The organism is Stenotrophomonas sp. 278 (assembly GCF_003935715.1).
Classification (GTDB): Bacteria; Pseudomonadota; Gammaproteobacteria; order Xanthomonadales; family Xanthomonadaceae; genus Stenotrophomonas; species Stenotrophomonas maltophilia_AH.
Window position 1 is genome coordinate 1 of sequence record NZ_RHPP01000089.1, and the last position, 17833, is coordinate 17833.

The 17833-nt window shown below is 67.8% G+C and carries 15 protein-coding genes and 1 pseudogene; 8 read left to right on the forward strand and 8 right to left on the reverse strand.

Annotation, left to right across the window (positions count from 1 at the left end):
• Window positions 1-207, reverse strand: a pseudogene (locus EGJ34_RS22540) (DNA-protecting protein DprA); the annotation flags it as partial.
• 124 nt (window positions 208-331) lie between these two features.
• A complete protein-coding gene (locus EGJ34_RS14460) occupies window positions 332-1462 on the reverse strand; it encodes a LysM peptidoglycan-binding domain-containing protein (protein ID WP_125361166.1) in 1131 nt (376 codons plus the stop codon).
• 126 nt (window positions 1463-1588) lie between these two features.
• Between EGJ34_RS14460 and def the strand changes: the two genes are divergently transcribed.
• The 5 genes from def (at window position 1589) to EGJ34_RS14485 (ending at window position 7602) form a co-directional block, all read left to right on the forward strand.
• Entirely contained in the window at window positions 1589-2101 is a 513-nt protein-coding gene (def, locus tag EGJ34_RS14465) for a peptide deformylase (protein ID WP_125361167.1), read from the forward strand.
• Between the two features lie 99 nt (window positions 2102-2200).
• Complete coding sequence (fmt, locus tag EGJ34_RS14470; protein ID WP_125361168.1) at window positions 2201-3124, forward strand: methionyl-tRNA formyltransferase; 924 nt, start codon at window positions 2201-2203, stop codon at window positions 3122-3124.
• Window positions 3124-4464: a 16S rRNA (cytosine(967)-C(5))-methyltransferase RsmB gene (gene rsmB, locus EGJ34_RS14475; protein WP_125361169.1), complete on the forward strand. Its 1341-nt coding sequence runs from the start codon at window positions 3124-3126 to the stop codon at window positions 4462-4464. Before fmt ends, rsmB begins: the two co-directional genes overlap by 1 nt.
• 24 nt (window positions 4465-4488) lie before the next feature.
• A complete protein-coding gene (locus tag EGJ34_RS14480; RefSeq protein WP_125361170.1) occupies window positions 4489-6213 on the forward strand; it encodes a glycosyltransferase family 39 protein in 1725 nt (574 codons plus the stop codon).
• Window positions 6214-6309: 96 nt separating this feature from the next.
• Entirely contained in the window at window positions 6310-7602 is a 1293-nt protein-coding gene (locus EGJ34_RS14485) for an O-antigen ligase family protein (protein WP_260477008.1), read from the forward strand.
• Between the two features lie 93 nt (window positions 7603-7695).
• On the opposite strand, the gene EGJ34_RS14490 is transcribed toward EGJ34_RS14485, so the two are convergent.
• Together EGJ34_RS14490 and EGJ34_RS14495 are read right to left on the reverse strand one after the other, a co-directional pair.
• Window positions 7696-8817 carry a glycosyltransferase gene (locus EGJ34_RS14490; protein WP_125361171.1) on the reverse strand — a complete coding sequence of 374 codons (1122 nt, stop codon included), beginning with the start codon at window positions 8815-8817 and terminating at the stop codon, window positions 7696-7698.
• Window positions 8818-8861: 44 nt separating this feature from the next.
• Window positions 8862-9680 carry a glycosyltransferase family 2 protein gene (locus EGJ34_RS14495; protein ID WP_125361172.1) on the reverse strand — a complete coding sequence of 273 codons (819 nt, stop codon included), beginning with the start codon at window positions 9678-9680 and terminating at the stop codon, window positions 8862-8864.
• Here EGJ34_RS14495 and EGJ34_RS14500 point away from each other — a divergent pair.
• On the forward strand, window positions 9679-10737 hold the full coding sequence (locus EGJ34_RS14500; RefSeq protein ID WP_125361173.1) for a CDP-glycerol glycerophosphotransferase family protein: 1059 nt from the start codon (window positions 9679-9681) through the stop codon (window positions 10735-10737). The two genes, EGJ34_RS14495 and EGJ34_RS14500, sit on opposite strands and share 2 nt — an antisense overlap.
• A gap of 62 nt (window positions 10738-10799) precedes the next feature.
• On the opposite strand, the gene EGJ34_RS14505 is transcribed toward EGJ34_RS14500, so the two are convergent.
• The 4 genes from EGJ34_RS14505 to EGJ34_RS14520 all read right to left on the reverse strand — a co-directional run bounded on the left by EGJ34_RS14505 (window position 10800) and on the right by EGJ34_RS14520 (window position 15098).
• Complete coding sequence (locus EGJ34_RS14505; protein WP_260477010.1) at window positions 10800-12353, reverse strand: PH domain-containing protein; 1554 nt, start codon at window positions 12351-12353, stop codon at window positions 10800-10802.
• A complete protein-coding gene (locus EGJ34_RS14510; protein ID WP_260477012.1) occupies window positions 12350-12841 on the reverse strand; it encodes a PH domain-containing protein in 492 nt (163 codons plus the stop codon). Before EGJ34_RS14510 ends, EGJ34_RS14505 begins: the two co-directional genes overlap by 4 nt.
• A 136-nt stretch (window positions 12842-12977) precedes the next feature.
• The gene (gene ribA, locus EGJ34_RS14515) at window positions 12978-14093 is read right to left on the reverse strand and encodes a GTP cyclohydrolase II RibA (RefSeq protein ID WP_125361174.1); all 1116 of its coding nucleotides are present in this window, start codon (window positions 14091-14093) and stop codon (window positions 12978-12980) included.
• An 87-nt stretch (window positions 14094-14180) separates the two neighbouring features.
• The gene (locus tag EGJ34_RS14520; protein ID WP_125361175.1) at window positions 14181-15098 is read right to left on the reverse strand and encodes a lauroyl acyltransferase; all 918 of its coding nucleotides are present in this window, start codon (window positions 15096-15098) and stop codon (window positions 14181-14183) included.
• Window positions 15099-15194: 96 nt separating this feature from the next.
• Between EGJ34_RS14520 and dtd the strand changes: the two genes are divergently transcribed.
• Both dtd and rpoD read left to right on the forward strand, forming a co-directional pair.
• Complete coding sequence (gene dtd / locus EGJ34_RS14525) at window positions 15195-15635, forward strand: D-aminoacyl-tRNA deacylase (protein ID WP_125361176.1); 441 nt, start codon at window positions 15195-15197, stop codon at window positions 15633-15635.
• 91 nt (window positions 15636-15726) lie between these two features.
• A complete protein-coding gene (gene rpoD, locus EGJ34_RS14530) occupies window positions 15727-17583 on the forward strand; it encodes an RNA polymerase sigma factor RpoD (RefSeq protein ID WP_125361177.1) in 1857 nt (618 codons plus the stop codon).
• The last annotated feature ends 250 nt before the right edge of the window (window positions 17584-17833 follow it).

The window sequence follows — 17833 nt, forward strand, 5'->3', positions numbered from 1 at the left end:
GTGGGAGAGGCTGGCCGGGTCCGGGCGCAGCAGCCGCGTGCGTTGCTCGCCGCTGCATCCGGCGGCGCGCCAGGCAGAGGGTCCAGCGCGCAGCGCCGCGGCGGGTGATCCGTGGGCCACGAGCAGGCCGTGGCGGGGTTCCGGTGCACCACCGGCCAGGATCAACTGGAGCAGGGCATCGGTGTCTGGGGACAGGTCGGTGGGCATCGCGACAGGCTAGCCCGCACACAACAACGGCACCCTCAGGTGCCGTTGTTGCGTAGCGTCAGATTTTGCGCCGCCCGCAGGTCGGTGACCGCACGGGCGGGGTCGGCAGTGCCGACCCGGGTCGTTACTGCGCGTCCGGGTGGCGGACGTTGTAGCCGACCAGCACCGGCTTCTTGCCTTCCATGACCAGCGCGTAGCTGACCTTGTCGAACGTGCGGAACACCATGGCGTGCGCGGCGTACTCGTCCGGCAGGCTGACCCGGCCGGCACCGCTGCTGAGCGCGTCGTCCATGCGCGAGGAGCCCGGGAACTTCATCCGGTTGGCCACGTGGCGGCCGTTGCGCCACAGCGAGACCACGGTGCCGTTGTCGATGCCGTCGGCGCTGCCGGCGGAAAGGGCAATGACATCGCGCGGGCCACCGGCGGTGAACATGTCGGTCACTGCCAGCACGCGGATTTCCAGACCCTCGGTCTGGGCAGCCGGCACGTGCGGGAAGAACTGCAGGTCATACGGATTGGCTTCGACCGGTACCAGGCGGTCGCCCGGACGGACTTCACGACCGTCGCCCAGGCCCTGCAGCGAAAGCGTGGCGACCTCGGACTGGCCATCGGGCAGCTTGACGATGGTGCCCACGTTGACCTGGGCCAGTTCGTAGCCCAGCGATTCGCGGCGGCTGCTCGGCGCGACGAACGACTTCCAGACGTTGCCGCTGCCGGGGGTGACATCGCCATTGGCGGTCAGGTCCTCGGACGGCTTGGGCAGGCCGAAGCGCACGGTCGGGCGGACCACGGCCCAGCGCTGGCCGACTTCGGCACCCTGCAGGTTCATCACGTAGGCGATCTGGCCGGTGGTGGCGCGCAGGCGGTTGTCTTCCAGGGCGACGATGTGCGGCAGCGACTTGATGTCGTCCACCACGCTCATCTGCTTCAGGAAGGGCTCGACCTGGGCAAGCGGAATGGCGTTCAGCGGAGCCTCCTGGCGCGGGCCGGGCTGGGCCACGACGCGGTCCAGGTAGGCCAGGCTGAGCACGTCACCCGGGTAGATCAGGTGCGGGTTCTTGACCTGCGGATTGGCTTGCCAGATTTCGGGCCACAGCCACGGCTTCTTCAGGAAGCGCGCGGAGATGTCCCACAACGTATCGCCCTTCTGGACGACGTAGGTATCCGGGTGACCACCGTTCACTTCAACGGCGGTAGCATAGGTGGCGACGGTCAACATCGCGACGGCGAGGACCGTACGAGTACGTTCAAACATAGGTGTGGTGCCTGATTCCCCAACAGGTTCGACCACTATAGTCCAGAAACCGGGGCGCAAGGCAAGCGTTGGCGATAGAATTGCGACCTACGCCGCTTTTACGGGCGCCCCCAACCGGTATTTGCCATGGCTCTCCTGCCCATTCTCGAGTTCCCCGACCCGCGCCTGCGCACCAAGGCTGCGTTGATCGACGCCGCCGAGGTGACCACGCCGGCCTTCCAGGAGCTGGTCGACAACATGTTCCAGACCATGTACGAGGCCCCGGGCATCGGGCTGGCCGCAAGCCAGGTCGACGTTCATAAGCGCTTCATGGTTATCGACGTCAGCGAGGGCAAGAACACCCCGATGGTGTTCATCAACCCCGAAATCGTCACCCAGCAGGGCGGCCAGGTGTATCAGGAAGGCTGCCTGTCGGTTCCGGGCATCTTCGCCGACGTGACCCGTGCCGACTCCATCACCGTGCGCTTCCTCGACCGCCATGGCGTGGCCCAGGAGCTGACCACCGACGGCCTGCTGGCGGTGTGCGTGCAGCACGAGATGGACCACCTGGACGGCAAGCTGTTCATCGACTACCTCTCGCCGCTGAAGCGCGAGATGGTCCGCAAGAAGCTGGCCAAGCAGCGCAAGCACGTTGCCTGATCCAGCCACCGGCGCAGCGGGCGCGGCCTGGCCGTTCCCGGCGCGGTTTGACCGGCGCCGACTCCCGGCGCCGTTTTACTTTCTGCAAGTGGGGTCGTCATGAGGATTGTCTTTGCCGGTACGCCGGAGTTCGCGGTTGCGTCGCTGCGTGCCGCCGCCCGGCACCATGAAGTAGTGGCGGTGTACACCCAGCCGGACCGGCCGGCCGGTCGTGGTCGTGGGCTGGCACCCTCACCGGTGAAGCTGGAGGCGATTGCGCGGGGCATTCCGGTGCTCCAGCCCGAGTCGCTGAAGGACGAAGCGGCGCAGCAGCAGCTGCGTGACCTGCAGCCGGACCTGATGGTGGTGGTGGCCTATGGGCTGATCCTGCCCAAGGCGGTGCTGGCCATTCCCACCCACGGCTGCTGGAACGTGCACGCCTCGCTGCTGCCGCGCTGGCGCGGTGCCGCCCCGATCCAGCGGGCGATCCAGGCCGGCGATGCCGAAACCGGAGTCTGCCTGATGCAGATGGAGGCGGGCCTGGATACCGGTCCGGTACTTCTGCGCCAGCACACCCCGATCCAGCCGGGCGAGCTGGGCGGGCAGCTGCATGACCGTCTCGCCGAGATGGGCGCGCAGGTGCTGGCCGACGGCCTGGGCCTGCTGCGCGCGGGCCTCAAGCCGATCGCGCAGCCGCAGCCGGAGGCCGGCGTGACCTATGCCCACAAGCTGGACAAGGCCGAAGCCCGCCTGGACTGGAGTGCCGACGCGGTCGCGCTCGAGCGGACCGTGCGTGCGTTCAATCCGTGGCCGATCGCAGAAGCCAGCCTCGCCGGCGAACGCGTGCGCATCCACGGTGCCGTGGCGCTGGCAGACAACCAGGGCCAGGCACCGGGTACGCTGCTGGCCGCAGGTCGCGAGGGCATCGACATTGCATGCGGGCAGGGCGCACTGCGGCTGCGCGTGCTGCAGCGGGAGGGAGGCAAGGCGATCACCGCCGCCGATTACCTGAACGCCCGCCGCGATCTGGTCGTGGCACGCTGATGGCCAGTTCACGTCCCGGTGCGCGCCCGGCACCCCGTGCGGCGCAGGCTCCGGGCGTGCCCACGCGCATGCTCGCGGCCCGCGTGCTGGCCCAGGTGGTGGGCCGTGGGCGGTCGCTGAAGGCCGAGCTGGCCGCGGCGCTGCCGCAGCTGGATGACGGTCGCGACCGCGCGCTGCTGGAAGCCCTGTGTTTTGCCGTGCTGCGCCGTCGCACCGCCTATGACGCCGCACTGGGCCGCTGGATGCAGCGGCCGCTGGGCGCGCGTGATGCAGAGCTGCGCGCGCTGCTGCAGGTCGGACTGGCCCAGCTGGATGCCCTGGAACTGCCGGCGCATGCCGCATTGTCGGCGACGGTGGATGCCGCTCGCGCGCTCGGCTTCGAGCGTCAGGCGGGCATGGTCAACGCCCTGCTGCGCCGCGCCCAGCGCGAAGGCGTGGCCGAATTGCCGGCGCGCGCCGCGTTTCCGCAATGGCTGGCGGCCACCATTGAACAGGACTGGCCGGAGCAGGCAGCGGCGGTGTTTGCCGCCAGCCTGCAGCCCGCCCCGCTGTGGCTGCGGGTCAATCGGCAGCAGGCCCGTCGCGACGACCTGCTGCAGCAGATGATCGCCGGCGGTATCACCGCTGAGGCGTCCGCGCTGGGCGGTGACGCCATCTGTCTGCCGGAAGCCGTTCCGGTCGCGACATTGCCGGGCTTCGCCCAGGGCGCACTGTCGGTGCAGGACCTGTCGGCCCAGCAGGTTGCCGACGCGCTGCAGCTGCCCCTGGGCGCGCGCGTGCTGGATGCCTGTGCCGCCCCGGGTGGCAAGTCGGCCCACCTGCTCGAACGCGACCCGACCGTGCAGCTGGTGGCACTGGACATCGATGCACGCCGTCTCAAGCGGATCAGCGAGACGTTTGCCCGCACCGGGGTGGGGGCCAACGCGCAGGTGCTGGCCGCCGACGCCAGCCAGCCAGACACCTGGTGGGACGGGCAGCCTTTCGACGTGATCCTGCTGGATGCACCATGCTCGGCCACCGGCATCATCCGCCGTCAGCCAGACGTGCTGCTGCATCGGCGTCCAGCCGACATCGAGGCGCTGGTCGCACTGCAGGCGCGGCTGCTGGATGCCTGTTTCGGGTTGCTCAAGCCGGGCGGTACGTTGCTGTATGCGACATGTTCGATCCTGCGCGAGGAAAACCAGTTCCAGGTTGAAGCGTTCCTGCAGCGCACGCCGCGCGCCGGCTTTCTGCCGCTGGATGAACGTTACGGCCACGACTGCTGGGCGGGACGCCAGCGCCTGCCGGGTGAAAACGGAGCCGATGGGTTCTTTTATGCGCGACTGCTGAGAAAGGGATAGCCGGGTACCGGTAAACTCGCGCGCATGCTTAAAACACGCGCGTCCCGAGAGTTCTGGTTGCTTGCTGTGATGGCCCTGCTGGTATTGGGGGCCGGTCTGGGTCTGCGTGACCCCTGGCCGTCGGACGAGCCACGCTTCACGCTGGTCGCCAAGCAGATGGTGTCGAGCGGGGACTGGCTGTTCCCGCACCGCGGCACCGAGCTTTACTCGGACAAGCCGCCCATGCTGATGTGGCTGCAGGCCGCGCTGTACACCGTGCTGGGCGACTGGCGACTGGCGTTCCTGCTGCCTTCGCTGCTGGCCGCACTGGGCACGCTCGCCTGTGTGTACGACCTGGGGCGGCGGTTGTGGACGCGCAAGGTGGGGCTGTACGCCGCGTGGGCACTGCTGTTCGCGGTGCATTTCACCTTCCAGGCGAAGAAGGCGCAGATCGACCCGCTGGTGGTGTTCTTCATCACACTGGCCAACTATGGGCTGCTGCGGCACCTGTTGTGCGGCCCGGCATGGCGCTGGTGGTGGCTTGGCTGGTTCGCCGCCGGCTTGGGGGTGATCACCAAAGGTGTTGGCGTGCTCGCGCTGTTCATGCTGGTGCCGGCGTTTGTCGCCGGTTGGCTGCAATGGCCGCGCATCCGCCTGCACTCGCATGACGCGCGGTTGTGGCTGGCACCGCTGGCGTTTATTGCTGCGATCCTGCTCTGGCTGGTGCCGATGGTGGCGACGGCGCTGGCCACCGGGTCGGCCGAGTACCACGCGTACATGAACGACATCCTGTTCCGGCAGACCGCCAAGCGCTACGCGCAGTCCTGGGACCACCACCAGTCCTGGTGGTACTTCCTGGCCACCATGCCCTCCATGTGGATCCCGGCGTTCCTGCTTGTGCCCTGGGCCGTGCCGGCCTGGTGGCGGCGGCTGCGCCGGCGCGATCCCCGCTACCTGCTGCTGCTGGGCTGGTGGCTGATGATCGTGCTGTTCTTCTCCATCCCGCACGGCAAGCGCGACGTTTACATCCTGCCGGCGTTGCCGATGTTCTGCCTCGCGCTTGCTCCGCTGCTGCCGGGGCTGCTGCGTCGGCGCGACGTGCAGTGGGTCCTGGGCGCGTTCACTGCATTGCTGGGAGGGCTGCTGCTGGCGGCAGGCATTTCCATGCTGGGTGGCGAGCCGGGCTTCGAACAGAAACTGATCATCGAACGCGGCATTGATCGCTCCGTCACCGCCGCACTGGGATGGGTGGGCATTGCGCTGGGCAGCTGGGCGTTGGTCAGCCTGGTCTTCGCCGGACGCCGCCGCTTCCACCTGGCAGTGGTGTCCACCCTGGCCATGGCGTGGGTGACCTACGGGCTGGTGGGTTACCCGCTGTTCAATGATTCCAGCTCCGCGCGCGGGCTGATGCAGGACGTCGGCCTCCGCATCGGTCCCGAGGCGGAGCTGGGACTGGTGGGCTGGAAGGAACAGAACCTGCTGATGGCCGACCGCGCCGCCACCACCTTCGGGTTCAAGCGCCGCTGGTACCGGCAGCTCCAGGACGGCCGCGAGTGGCAGGCGCAGGCTCCGCAAAAACGCTGGTTGCTGGTCCAGGAGGCGGTGATGCTCAACTGCGTCGACCGGCACAAGTCCGAGCGCGTGGGTGTGGCCAACCGGCGCGGCTGGTGGCTGGTGCCGGCCGCGGCGTTCTCCGGCGTGTGCAGGCCCAGTGCGGCCGAACTGGCCCGCATCCGTCGTGAACAGGCCAGGTATGAGGGCGAAGAGTAGGCGCTGGCTCATGGATCATTACCTTTCATTCGGCCACAATGCGGGCCGCTCGTTGTTCCCCTCCTCCTCCTGCTGTCCGCCTGGGCCCTGCCAAACGTGACCAGACCGCTTGCCCCGTTTACCGGCACGCCGCCATTGCTGGCCTGGGCGTTCACGCTGGTATTGGGCTTCACCCCGGTCCTGCTGATGTCCACCATCGACGGGGGCAGCGCGGGCTTCTACCTGCTGGTGCTGCTCAGTCTGATCGTGCTCGCGGTGGCGCGGCGTCCGGTCATGGGCACGACCTGGTGCGACAACCGGCGTGAGTATCTGTGGATGGTCGCGGCCATGGGCGTGATGCTGGTGGGCGTATTGACCAGCCTGCTGGTGCACGGTCTGTGGAAGGGCTCGGAAGTGGAAAAGGCCGCGCGCTTCTTCAGCGTGGGCCTGATCCTTGCAGCCGCCCTGCGCATACCGCGCGCGGTGCTCGCCCATGCCGTGTTCGGTCTGATGCTGGGCATCTGGTATGCGTTCTTCAACCTCGGCTGGCTGGTCCTGAACAACGGCGGCGGGCGTCCGGCCACCACCCAGTTCAACACCGTCACCTATGGTGATCTGACACTGTTGTTCTCGGTGCTGACCTTCGTGCTGATGGGCGTACGCATCACCCGGTTCCGGCGCACGGAGTTCGCCTTCAAGCTGATCACCGGCATCGCCGGGGTGGCGGGTTTCGTGGCAACGCAGACCCGCGGCGGATTGCTGGCCATTCCGTTCTTCCTGTTCGTGGGGCTGCTGGTGCAGGGGCGGCGCATGAACCGCTTCAAGGTGCTGGCGTCGGTACTGCTGCTGGGCACCGCCGGTGCGATCGTGGCCAGCGATGCCTCGATGCGCGAGCGCATCGAACTGGGTGTCAACGAATTCGACCAGTGCCAGGTCGCCCACCTGGCCGATACCTCGGTGTGCATCCGCCTCCAGCTCTGGCGTGCGGCGGGACACATGATCCAGAGCGAACCGGTGTTCGGCGTGGGCGGCGGCGACCGCTTCCGCGAAGAGCTGGCGGCCCTGGCCGACGAGCGCCAGGTCACCCAGACCGTGGCGCGGGATTTCGGCGAGACCCACAACGACCTGCTGTATTTCCTGGCGACCTACGGGGTGCTGGGGGGACTGGGGCTGCTGCTGCTGTACTTCGCCCCGGGATGGGTGTTCGCGCGCCGCCTGAGATTGTCGATGACCGACCGGACCACCCGGCTGTTTGCCGGTGCGGGGCTGATGATCTGCGTCGGCTACGTGGTGTTTGGCCTGACCGAGATGATGTTCCGCGACATGCGCAGCGCCTCGTTCTACGCCACCTGGATGGCGTTGTTCCTGGCGCTGTCGGACCCACTCAGGCTGCGCGACAATTCGCGCTGAAGATCGCGCCAATACCGTAGCGCCGGGCTTGCCCGGCTACCCGACGCCAACGCGATCTGCCAGCCGGGCAGGCCCGGCTCCACATAAGCGACCTCAGATTTCCCCAAGCACCGCCGCGTAGCTGGCTTCGGTCAACTGGCTGAACGTATCCAGCCCGAAGTTCTGCAATGCATGCTGTCGCGCGGCGGCACCCAGCTGCGGCAACTCCGCGCGCTGCGAGTACAGCGCGCTGACCTGCGCGGCGATGGCCGCGACGTCGCGCACCGGCACGATCCAGCCGTTCTGCCCCTGCTCGATGTTCTCCGGCAGGCCGGCGTAGTCGCTGACCAGCACCGCCTTGCCCATCGCCATCATTTCGCGGCACGCGAAGGAAATGGTTTCCACATCGTAGGACAGCACAAATCCGACGTCGCCGCTGGCCACGAATGGACGGATGTCCTCGAGCAGTCCAGCAAAGTGCACCTGCTGCGCCAGGCCCAGCTGCGCTACCTCCGCGACCGCGTTCGGGTCCGGCGTGCGCCCGGCGATGGCTACGTGCAGCTTGCCGCGCAGCGGCTCGGGCAGGGTGGCGATGGCCCGGACCAGGTCGATCCAGCCTTTGTGGTTGTCGGTGCCGGCGTTGCTCACCAGCACCATCGCATCCGGATCGGTGGTCCAGCGCGCACGCAGCGCAGCCGATTCGCGTGCATCAGCCGGGGCGAAACGGGCCAGGTCGACCCCGTTCCGGATCACGTCGATCGGGCAGCGCCGGTAGGGGCTGTCCAGCAGCATCTGGCGGGTATGCGCCGACACCGCGATGACGCGGTCAGTGCCCCAACGGGCCCGCAGGGCGTTGCCGAACGTATTGGCTGACTTGCTGTTGTGCTTGGTGAATACCAGCTTCGGTCGTCGGCGCAATCCGGCGACCGCCTCCATGGCCACCCGGTGGTCGCGCGCGCCATTCGCGTGGACGATGTCGACCTGGTGGTGCTCGATCAACGCGCGCAGCCGGCGCAGGTCTGCCCACTGTTGGCCCAGCGTGGCCAGTCCGCTCCGGAATCCGATCTCCACTGGTTCTGCAATGGCTTCCTCGCGCATCACCCGGATCACCCGGCTGTTGGCGGGGGCCGCCATGAACAGCTGATGGCGCGGTGACAGCGCGCGGGCCAGCGAGGCGAGGTAGGTGGTGTGGCCACCGCCGTCGCCGGAATGGAAATTGGTATAGAGAATCTTCATGGGGGGCCTGACAGAAACGCCATGGCAGTCTGCCATAGTCGCATTCAGCTGGCGTCAGTGCGACGCGGGGGATCACTCACCGGCTGGCCGTTCTGCAGCATCCACAGCATGATGGTCTTCTGCCGCACGTAGTTGGCGCGCACATAGGCATAGACCAGTCCATGCCAGCCGTCGCGGAAGCCGCCACGGAACAGCAGCCCGCGCCAGAACCGCCAGGCCGGAGCCAGCACCAGCTTGGCCAGCGTGGCGCGCTTGCCGCGCGCGAACTCATGCTCGGCCATCATCCTCGCATAGCGCTGGGTCTTGCCAAGCTGCTGCTCCAGCGAGCGGTAGGGGTAGTGCACGAGGTCGCCCTGCAGGAGGCCGACGCTGCCGTCAACGCTGGCGGCTTCGTGGATCTCGCGCTTGCCGCGCCAGCCCCCCCGGCGGCGGTCGAACAGGCGCAGCACGCGGTCGGGATAGGCATTGCCATGGCGCAGGAACTTGCCGAAGTACTCGGAGAGCCGCGCAAAGCGATAACCGGCATGGCCGGCGAAGCTGGCCGATCGTGCGGCCAGGATGGCCTCGCGCAGCTCGGCACTGACGCGCTCGTCCGCATCCAGGCAGAGCACCCAGTCGTGTTGTGCCTGTTCCACGCAGAAGGCCTTCTGGCTGCGGAAGCCGTCGAAGCGGCGTTGCAGTACCCGTGCACCTGCGACGGTGGCGATGGCCACGGTCTGGTCGGTGGAATGGGAGTCGACCACGACGATCTCATCGCAGAAGGCCAGCGAGGCCAGGCAGTCGCCGATGCGGTCTGCTTCATTGAACGCGATAATGCAGGCGGAAATGCGAGGCCGTTCAGTGGGAGCGGTCGTGGAGGACATGATGGCTGAGTACCTGCTGTTTGCGACGGAGCGCTATGCGCTGCCTATTCTCGCCCCACTGGCGCAGGCGTTGCACGCCTCCGGGCATTCGGTGTCGGCCTGGTTCGAGGATGGCGCGGCCGGGGCCGAGCTGCCCGGCGTGCCCAGCGTTGGCCTGAAACAGGCCCTGGCGCTGCGCCCGCGGGCGGTGTTCAGTGCGGCCAACTGGGTGCCGCCGTTCATCGCCGGGGCCAAGGTGCAGGTCTTCCATGGCTTCAACGTGCAGAAGCGGGACAGCGCGCGTGGGCATTTCCGCGTCCGCGGTCTTTTCGATCTCTACTGCACCCAGGGGCCGGCCACCACCGCACCGTTCCAGGAACTGGCCGCGCGCGAGGGGCATTTCGTCGTGGCTCAGACTGGCTGGCCGAAGCTCGACCCGCTGTTCCGCGACGATGGCGGGGCCAGTGCGGCACTGCGGGCGCCGGCGCAGGGGCGGCCGGTGATCCTGTTCGGCTCGACCTTCACCGAACGGCTGAGCGCCGCGCCGCACCTGCATGACCAGATCGCGGCCGATATTGCCCGCGGCGATCGCTACTGGCTGCTGACCCTGCATCCCAAGTGCAGCGAGGAGCTGTTTGCGCGCTACCGCGCGCTGGCCGGTTCCAACGCCGCCTTCGTCGAGCCCGAGCAGGTGATGGCCGCACAGCGGGCCGCCGACGTGCTGGTGTCGGACACCTCCTCGATCGTGTCCGAGTTCGTGGTGCAGCACAAACCCGTGGTGACTTTCCGCAACCGGGTGCCGCAGCCGCACATGATCGATTTCGACCAGCCCGATGCGCTGCCGGTGATGCTGGCGCGCGCGCTGGATCCGGAACCGGCGTTGATGGCAGAGATCCAGCGCTATGCCGATGACATCCATCCCTACCGCGACGGGCGTTCCAGCGAGCGGGTAATGGCGGCCACCGAGGACTTCCTGGCGGGCAAGCTGGGGACGCTCAAGCGCAAGCCGCTTGGCGCGTGGACGCGCGGGCTGCAGATCCGCAGGGACCTGGGGTATTGGGGGCCTTCACGGCGCTGATCGGCCGCACGACGCGCATGGCGCGTCGCTACAGGGCGGCGTAGCGACGCGCCATGCGCGTCTCACCGCAATGTCCGCCGCGCCAACGCCTGGTTCAACGTCTCCAGCACCGCGCGCGCTTCAGCCTCCGGCAAAAACCGCAACCGCAGCGCAATGCTCCCACCCGCGCCGGCGGTGTCCAGCCATACGCTGGCCGTTCCCAGCATCCGGTCCAATGGCGAGCGCGACAGCCGCAGCGACTGCAGCTTGTCCAGCTCGGCCAGCCGCCACCAGCGCGTCCACCAGCCGCCACGTACACCCACGTAGTCCGCATCGAGGTGGTAGCCCATGCGCGCGATCTCGCGGCGGGCGCGGAATGCCGACCACGGCAGCCAAGCCAGCAGCAGGGCTCCCCAGGCACCGAACTCAAACACGGCACCCACGGTCAGCAGCGGCACGATAACCAGCGCCGGCAGGCTCAGCCGCCACCAGCCACGCCGAGGTACGCTCTTCCAGCGCGGCGGCGGCCACTGCAGCCGGGGCAACAGGTGGCGCAGCAGGTCATCGCAGGCGGCGGGCGTAGCCAGCGGAGCCAGCTCGCGCAGATCGCGGCCGTCGTCGTCCGAGCCTATCCCGGCGGCGTTGTCGATGCGCAGCTGACGTCGGCCCACCCAGCGCTGCAGGGCGGTTTCGCGCAGGGTCCAAGCCTGGATGCGCCGGCGCGCGACGCTGGTGCGCATGCGGGTCAGCAGCCCGCTGGAAACGGTGAGACGGCGCTCGTGCTCGGTGAGCTGGAAACCGTGGTAGCGCAGCAGCGCCAACACCACCGACAACAGGCGCAGGAGCAACCAGAACCCACCCACCGTGAATACCGCGGCCAGCACCCAGACCCAGGTGGCCGGGTGCAGGTGACTGGCATAGCCGAACACCTCGCGGCCATGGTGTTCCACCGCATCGCTGACATAGCCGCGCGGGAAGAACTGGTACGACGCGCCCCATGCCGCCAGCACCGCCACCCAGCCACGGTTGGACAGCAGCCCGATCCGCAGCACGTCGCGCGCGCTGAGCCGCAGCAGCACCGAAGTCGTGCCTGCGGTCGACGCGGCGGAATCCGGCTCAGCCGCTTCACCGCCCGCATCGGGCAGCGGTGGCGGCCGCTGTCCGCGCTGCCGCACCAGCTGTTCCAGCGCCAGCGCCTGCGACAGTTTGAGCACGCGCATTTCCGCTTCCGGGCGGTGACCACCGGCCGATTCCAGGCGCAGCTCGGCCACTCCGAACAGGCGGTGCAGCGGGTTCTGGTGGACCACCACGTTGTGGATGCGGGCGAACGGGATCTCGCGCCGGTTGCGCGCGATGATCCCGCTGCGCACGCTGATCGCGTCGTGGCCGATGTGATAGCGGTAGGTCAGGTACTGCAGGATCGATACCGCCACCAGCACCGCGATCACGATCAGTGTGGTCAGGTAACCCCACATCTCGTCGCGGTCGCCGCGCCCGCCGAACACCAGCAGCGCCACCAGCGGCAGCAGGAACTGGCGCAGCTGCACCAGCATCACGAACAGCCACGACCAGGGGTGCAGGCGCTGGTCCGGGGCCGGTGCCACCGGCGGTGCGGTGTCCTGGGGCAGGGTGCTCACAGGGCGTCGTCGTCCTGGTCCAGCTGGCGGCCCAGGGTGTCGCGCAGGCGCTCGGCGTCAGTGTGGTCCAGGCCGCTGAGCGTTACTGCGCTGAAGCGGCTGCCGGCGGTGTGCACCACCAGCGTGGCCAGCTGCGCCGCACGCTCGATCGGGCCGCGACGCAGGTCCAGGTGCTGTACGCGCGAAAGGGGGACCCGGGTGTCCAGCTGCCACATCAGGTCACGACGCACGCCCAGGCCCTGTGCATCCAGTCGCCACCAGGTACGGCGCTGGCGGCGGAAGCCGAAGCCGGCTCCGAGCACCACGGCAACCGCCACGATGGCGATCACCGCCCAGCCGGGCAGGGGCAGGCGCAGCATCACCCAGGGCACGCCCAGGGCACCACCGACCATCACCAGGGCGGTGATGCCGCTGCCCACCGCGGCCATGCTGGCCGCGCGCAGCGGCAGGCGTTGCCAGCCAGAATCCGGCGGCAGCACGGGCGGCAGTTCGGGAGACGCAGGAAGGGGCGGGGCGGTGGAGACGTCGTCGATCACGGCGGAGCTCGGCAGCAAATGGTTCAGGCCGGGCCCGGTGGAAAACGATGCCGCACCCGTGGCGCAGACGGTAGCAGGTTGCGCCGCGCTATTGCGCGGCCTGGATCAGCGCATCGACATCCAGCAGGTGGCCGGCGCGTTCGGCTTTGGTGCGCAGGTAGTGCTCGTTCTCGGTTGTGATGTCGCCGGTCACCGGCACGCATTCGACCACGTCGATTCCAGCATGGCGCAGGCGCTGGGCCTTGGTCGGGTTGTTGCTCAGCAGCTGCACGCGGCTCACGCCCAGCCCCTGCAGCATGGCCACCGCGCTGCCGTAGCGTCGCTCGTCGGCCCCGAAGCCCAGCTGCGCATCTGCATCGATGGTGTCCAGCCCGTCATGCTGGTAGCCATAGGCGCGCATCTTGGCGGCGATGCCGGTCCCGCGGCCTTCCTGGTCCAGGTACAGCAGGATGCCGCCGCCCAGTTCCTTCAGCTTGCGCAGGCCCCGCCGCAGCTGGTCGCCGCAGTCGCACTTCAGCGAACCGAACAGGTCGCCGGTGAGGCAGGAAGAGTGCACCCGCACCGGCACCACGGCACCGAGATCGGGCGTGCCGACGATGATCGCGACCTGGTCACGCTGGGCCACGCCGCCCCGGAATACCGCGAACTCGGTCATTCCCACCTCGCGCAGTGGCACCGGCGAGCGTGCAACGAGTTCGTAGGCGTGGGCGGCCTGTTCGGCTCCCTGCTGCAGGTCGCACAGCGACACCTGCGCACAGCTGTCAAAGCGGGTGTCGCCGGGGGCCAGCAGCACGCCGACCATGGCCGGCAGCAGCAGCCCCAGCCGTGCGATTTCCACCGCACCGGCGTCCAGCGCCTGGCCCGCGCTCCAGCCAGCGGGCATCGGCACGGCTTCGCGCAGGTAGCTCAGCGAGGGCAACGCATCGAACTCGATTCCGGCCAGCGGCACGCGCGCGCCGTGTTCGGCCTGCACGCCCAGCACGCGCGCCCGGGTCGCGGTGAGGAACAGGTAATGCTGGTCCGCGGCGACCTCGGCAAAGGTACTGAAACTGCTGCGGGTGCTGCTGTCCAATGCAATGAATGCCAGCCGCTGGCCCTGACGGTCGTCGATCACCACCGGGCGGCCGGCGCGCAGTTCCGCCACCGCGCGCTCGCAGCGGATCGCCGAGGGGTCGCCAAAGGGAGAGGGAGCAGCTGAAGACATGACGGGGGCCGTGGGGGACATCGTGGTGTTCACAGTGGGGCCGGTTGGCCCCGATTCAATCAAACGCGGCGTGACACAGTGTCGCGCTCAATGCGGGTGCTGTTCGGTGGCGTAGGGGTCGACTTCGCCGGATTCCGGCGGGCGCAGGGTGTAGCGCTTGTAGGTCCACTGGTACTGCGCCGGGTCGCGGCGGGCGATCCGCTCGATCCCGGCGTTGAGCACGCTGGCGGCGGTGCGCGGGTCCGGGTCGGCCACGCCGGGGGGGGCCGGCTCGATGTGCAGGGCGAACTGCATGTCCGGGCCGATGCGCTCGCACCAGCCGTACAGCACGGTGGCCCCGGTGCGCTCGGCCAGCCGGTTGACCAGGGTCATGGTCAGCGCCTCGACCCCGAAGAACGGCGCGAACACCCCGTCGCCGGCCTTGGGCTGTTGGTCGGGCAGGATGCCGGTGGCCCCGCCGTCCTTGAGGACCTTGAACAACTGGCGGACCGCCGGTCCTTCGGCGCGGACCTGCTGGACGTTGCTGCCGCCCCGGACCAGCTGCAGGAAGGCATCGCCCACGGCCTCCTCGGGGGCCTTGTAGACGATGGTAATCGGCCCGCGCGAAGCCAGCCACTGGTTCAGCAGTTCCCAGTTGCCATAGTGGGGTGCCGCCACGATCACGCCTTTGCCGCTGGCGAGTGCGGCGTCATACAGCGCCTCGCCATGGCGTTCACGCAGCAGCGCCAGATTCTGCTCGCGCGGGCGTGTCCACAGGCGCAGGGTCTCCAGCGCCTGCAAGGCGGTGGAGCGCAGCAGGTCGCGGTGCAGCACGTTGCGTTCGGCCTCGCCCAGTTCCGGGTAGGCCAGTTCCAGGTTGCGGCGGGTGACCCGGCTCTCGCGGGCGTTCAGGCGGATCCACAGCCACGCCAGCGCATGGGCAAAGGCGCGCAGCCAGGACCAGGGCAGGCGGGTGAGCAGGGCGGCGGCGCGGTAAGCCAGGCGGGCGGTGGTTTGCGGTTTCATCGGGGCAGAGTCTAGCCGGTGAAGGCGACAGGCGGGCTGGGCGGGGCGACCGGCAGCTACTAAGGTAGGCGGCCCTTCCTGCTGCAGAAGCCCGCCATGCTTGTCCTCATCCAGCGTGTTACCCAGGCCAGCGTCACCGTCGACGATGCCGTGGTCGGCCAGATCGGGCCGGGCCTGCTGGCCCTGGTGGGCATGGAGCCGGGCGACACCGAGGCCCAGATCGCCCGCATGGCCGATCGCCTGCTTGGTTACCGTGTGTTTGCCGATGAAGACGGAAAAATGAACCGGTCATTGGGGGATACCGGGGGCGGACTGCTGCTGGTGAGCCAGTTCACGCTGGCAGCCGACACCCGCAGCGGCACCCGGCCGGGGTTCAGTACTGCGGCCCCGCCGGCCGAGGCTGAACGTGGATTCAACCGATTGGTGGAAATCTGCCGACAAAAGCACGCTTCAGGGGTGGAAACCGGGCGCTTTGGTGCCCATATGGTAGTCAGCCTGGTCAACGATGGACCGGTGACCTTCCTGCTCCGACCGTAGCCCCCGGGACCACCGCCCGGGCAGGCAGGGGTCTGGGCTGGTATAATGCTAGGTTCTATTCCTCTCTCCCAGCCGGTGGCGCGAGCACTACATGGCCAACGAACGTCCTGCCCAGCAAAACGACATCAAGCTTCTGATCAGCAAGGGCCTGGAACAGGGCTACCTGACCTACGCCGAAGTCAATGACCACCTGCCCGACGACATTGTCGACCCGGAACAGATCGAAGACATCATCGGCATGATCAACGGCATGGGCATTGATGTCCATGAAGTCGCGCCCGATGCTGAAACCCTGCTGCTCAACGACGGCAACACCGGCAACCGCGAGGTGGATGACACCGCCGCTGAAGAAGCCGCTGCCGCGCTGAGCGCGCTCGACACCGAAGGTGGTCGCACCACCGACCCGGTGCGCATGTACATGCGCGAAATGGGTACCGTCGAGCTGCTGACCCGCGAAGGCGAAATCGCCATCGCCAAGCGCATTGAAGAAGGCCTGGGCCAGGTCCAGGCCGCCCTCGGCACCTTCCCGGTGTCGGTGGAAACCCTGCTGGCCGATTACGAAGCCCACAAGGAAGGCAAGAAGCGCCTGGCCGAAGTGATCGTCGGCTTCAACGACCTGGTCGAAGAAGAGCCGGCTCCGGCCGTGGCTGAAGACACCAGTAGTGACGACAGCGACAGCGAAGGCGACGAGGACGAGGACGACGATGACGTCGGCGGCGACGAGGACACCGGCCCGACCGGTCCGGATCCCGAAGAAGTCGCCCGCCGCATGGTCGAACTGGGCGCGGCCTATGCCGCCTTCAAGAAGGCCGCCACCAAGGCTGACCGCAAGCCGCTGGCCAAGCTGCGCGACGACATGGCCGCCGTGTTCGTCACCCTGAAGCTGCCGCTGCCGCTGACCGACGTGCTGGTCAAGCAGCTGCGCGACGTGATGGCCGACGTGAAGGGTCACGAGCGTCGCGTGCTGAACCTGGCCACGGTGACCGCGCGCATGCCGCGCAAGGACTTCATCCGTTCCTGGGAAGGCAACCAGACCAATCTTGAGTGGGTGGAAGACGCACTGAAGCGCAAGCAGAAGTGGTCGTCGGCCCTGCGTGACGTCAAGGACCAGATCATTGCCGAACAGCAGGCCACCATCGACATCGAGAAGAGCACCTCGCTGGAGCTGGAAGAGCTGAAGGAAATCAGCCGCGCGATGGCCTATGGCGAAGCCAAGGCACGCAAGGCCAAGAAGGAAATGGTCGAGGCCAACCTGCGCCTGGTCATCTCCATCGCCAAGAAGTACACCAACCGTGGTCTGCAGTTCCTCGACCTGATCCAGGAAGGCAACATCGGCCTGATGAAGGCCGTGGACAAGTTCGAGTACCGCCGCGGTTACAAGTTCTCGACCTATGCGACCTGGTGGATCCGTCAGGCCATCACCCGTTCGATCGCCGATCAGGCGCGCACCATCCGTATTCCGGTGCACATGATCGAAACGATCAACAAGTTGAACCGCATTTCCCGCCAGATGCTCCAGCAGTACGGCCGCGAGGCCACGCCGGAGGAGCTGGCCAAGGAAATGGACATGCCGGAAGACAAGATCCGCAAGGTGATGAAGATCGCCAAGGAGCCGATCTCGATGGAAACCCCGATCGGCGACGACGAGGATTCCCATCTGGGCGACTTCATCGAGGACACCAATGTGGAGTCCCCGATCGAGAACACCACCAACATCAACCTGTCGGAAACCGTGCGTGACGTGCTGGCTGGGCTCACCCCGAGGGAAGCCAAGGTGCTGCGCATGCGCTTCGGCATCGACATGAACACCGACCACACCCTTGAGGAAGTGGGCAAGCAGTTCGACGTCACCCGCGAGCGCATCCGCCAGATCGAAGCCAAGGCCCTGCGCAAGCTGCGTCACCCGAGCCGCTCGGAACAGCTGCGCAGCTTCCTGGATATCGATTGATTCCAGTGGTTGTGTGGTGAATGAAGAACCCCGCCTCGGCGGGGTTTTTCGTTTGCAGGGCTCGATATGCGGACACGTGGCCTCCTGTGATACTCGGGCTTGCCGACATTCCGATCCCTGACATCTCCGGTTATCTCTGTAATCCGGTAGCGCCCGGCCGGTGGGGGCGCCCCCCAAAACCCCGCCCGGCCCCCGCCGCCGCGCCCCAACAAAAGGGGGGTTTAAACAAAAACCCCCCCCCCCCCCACCC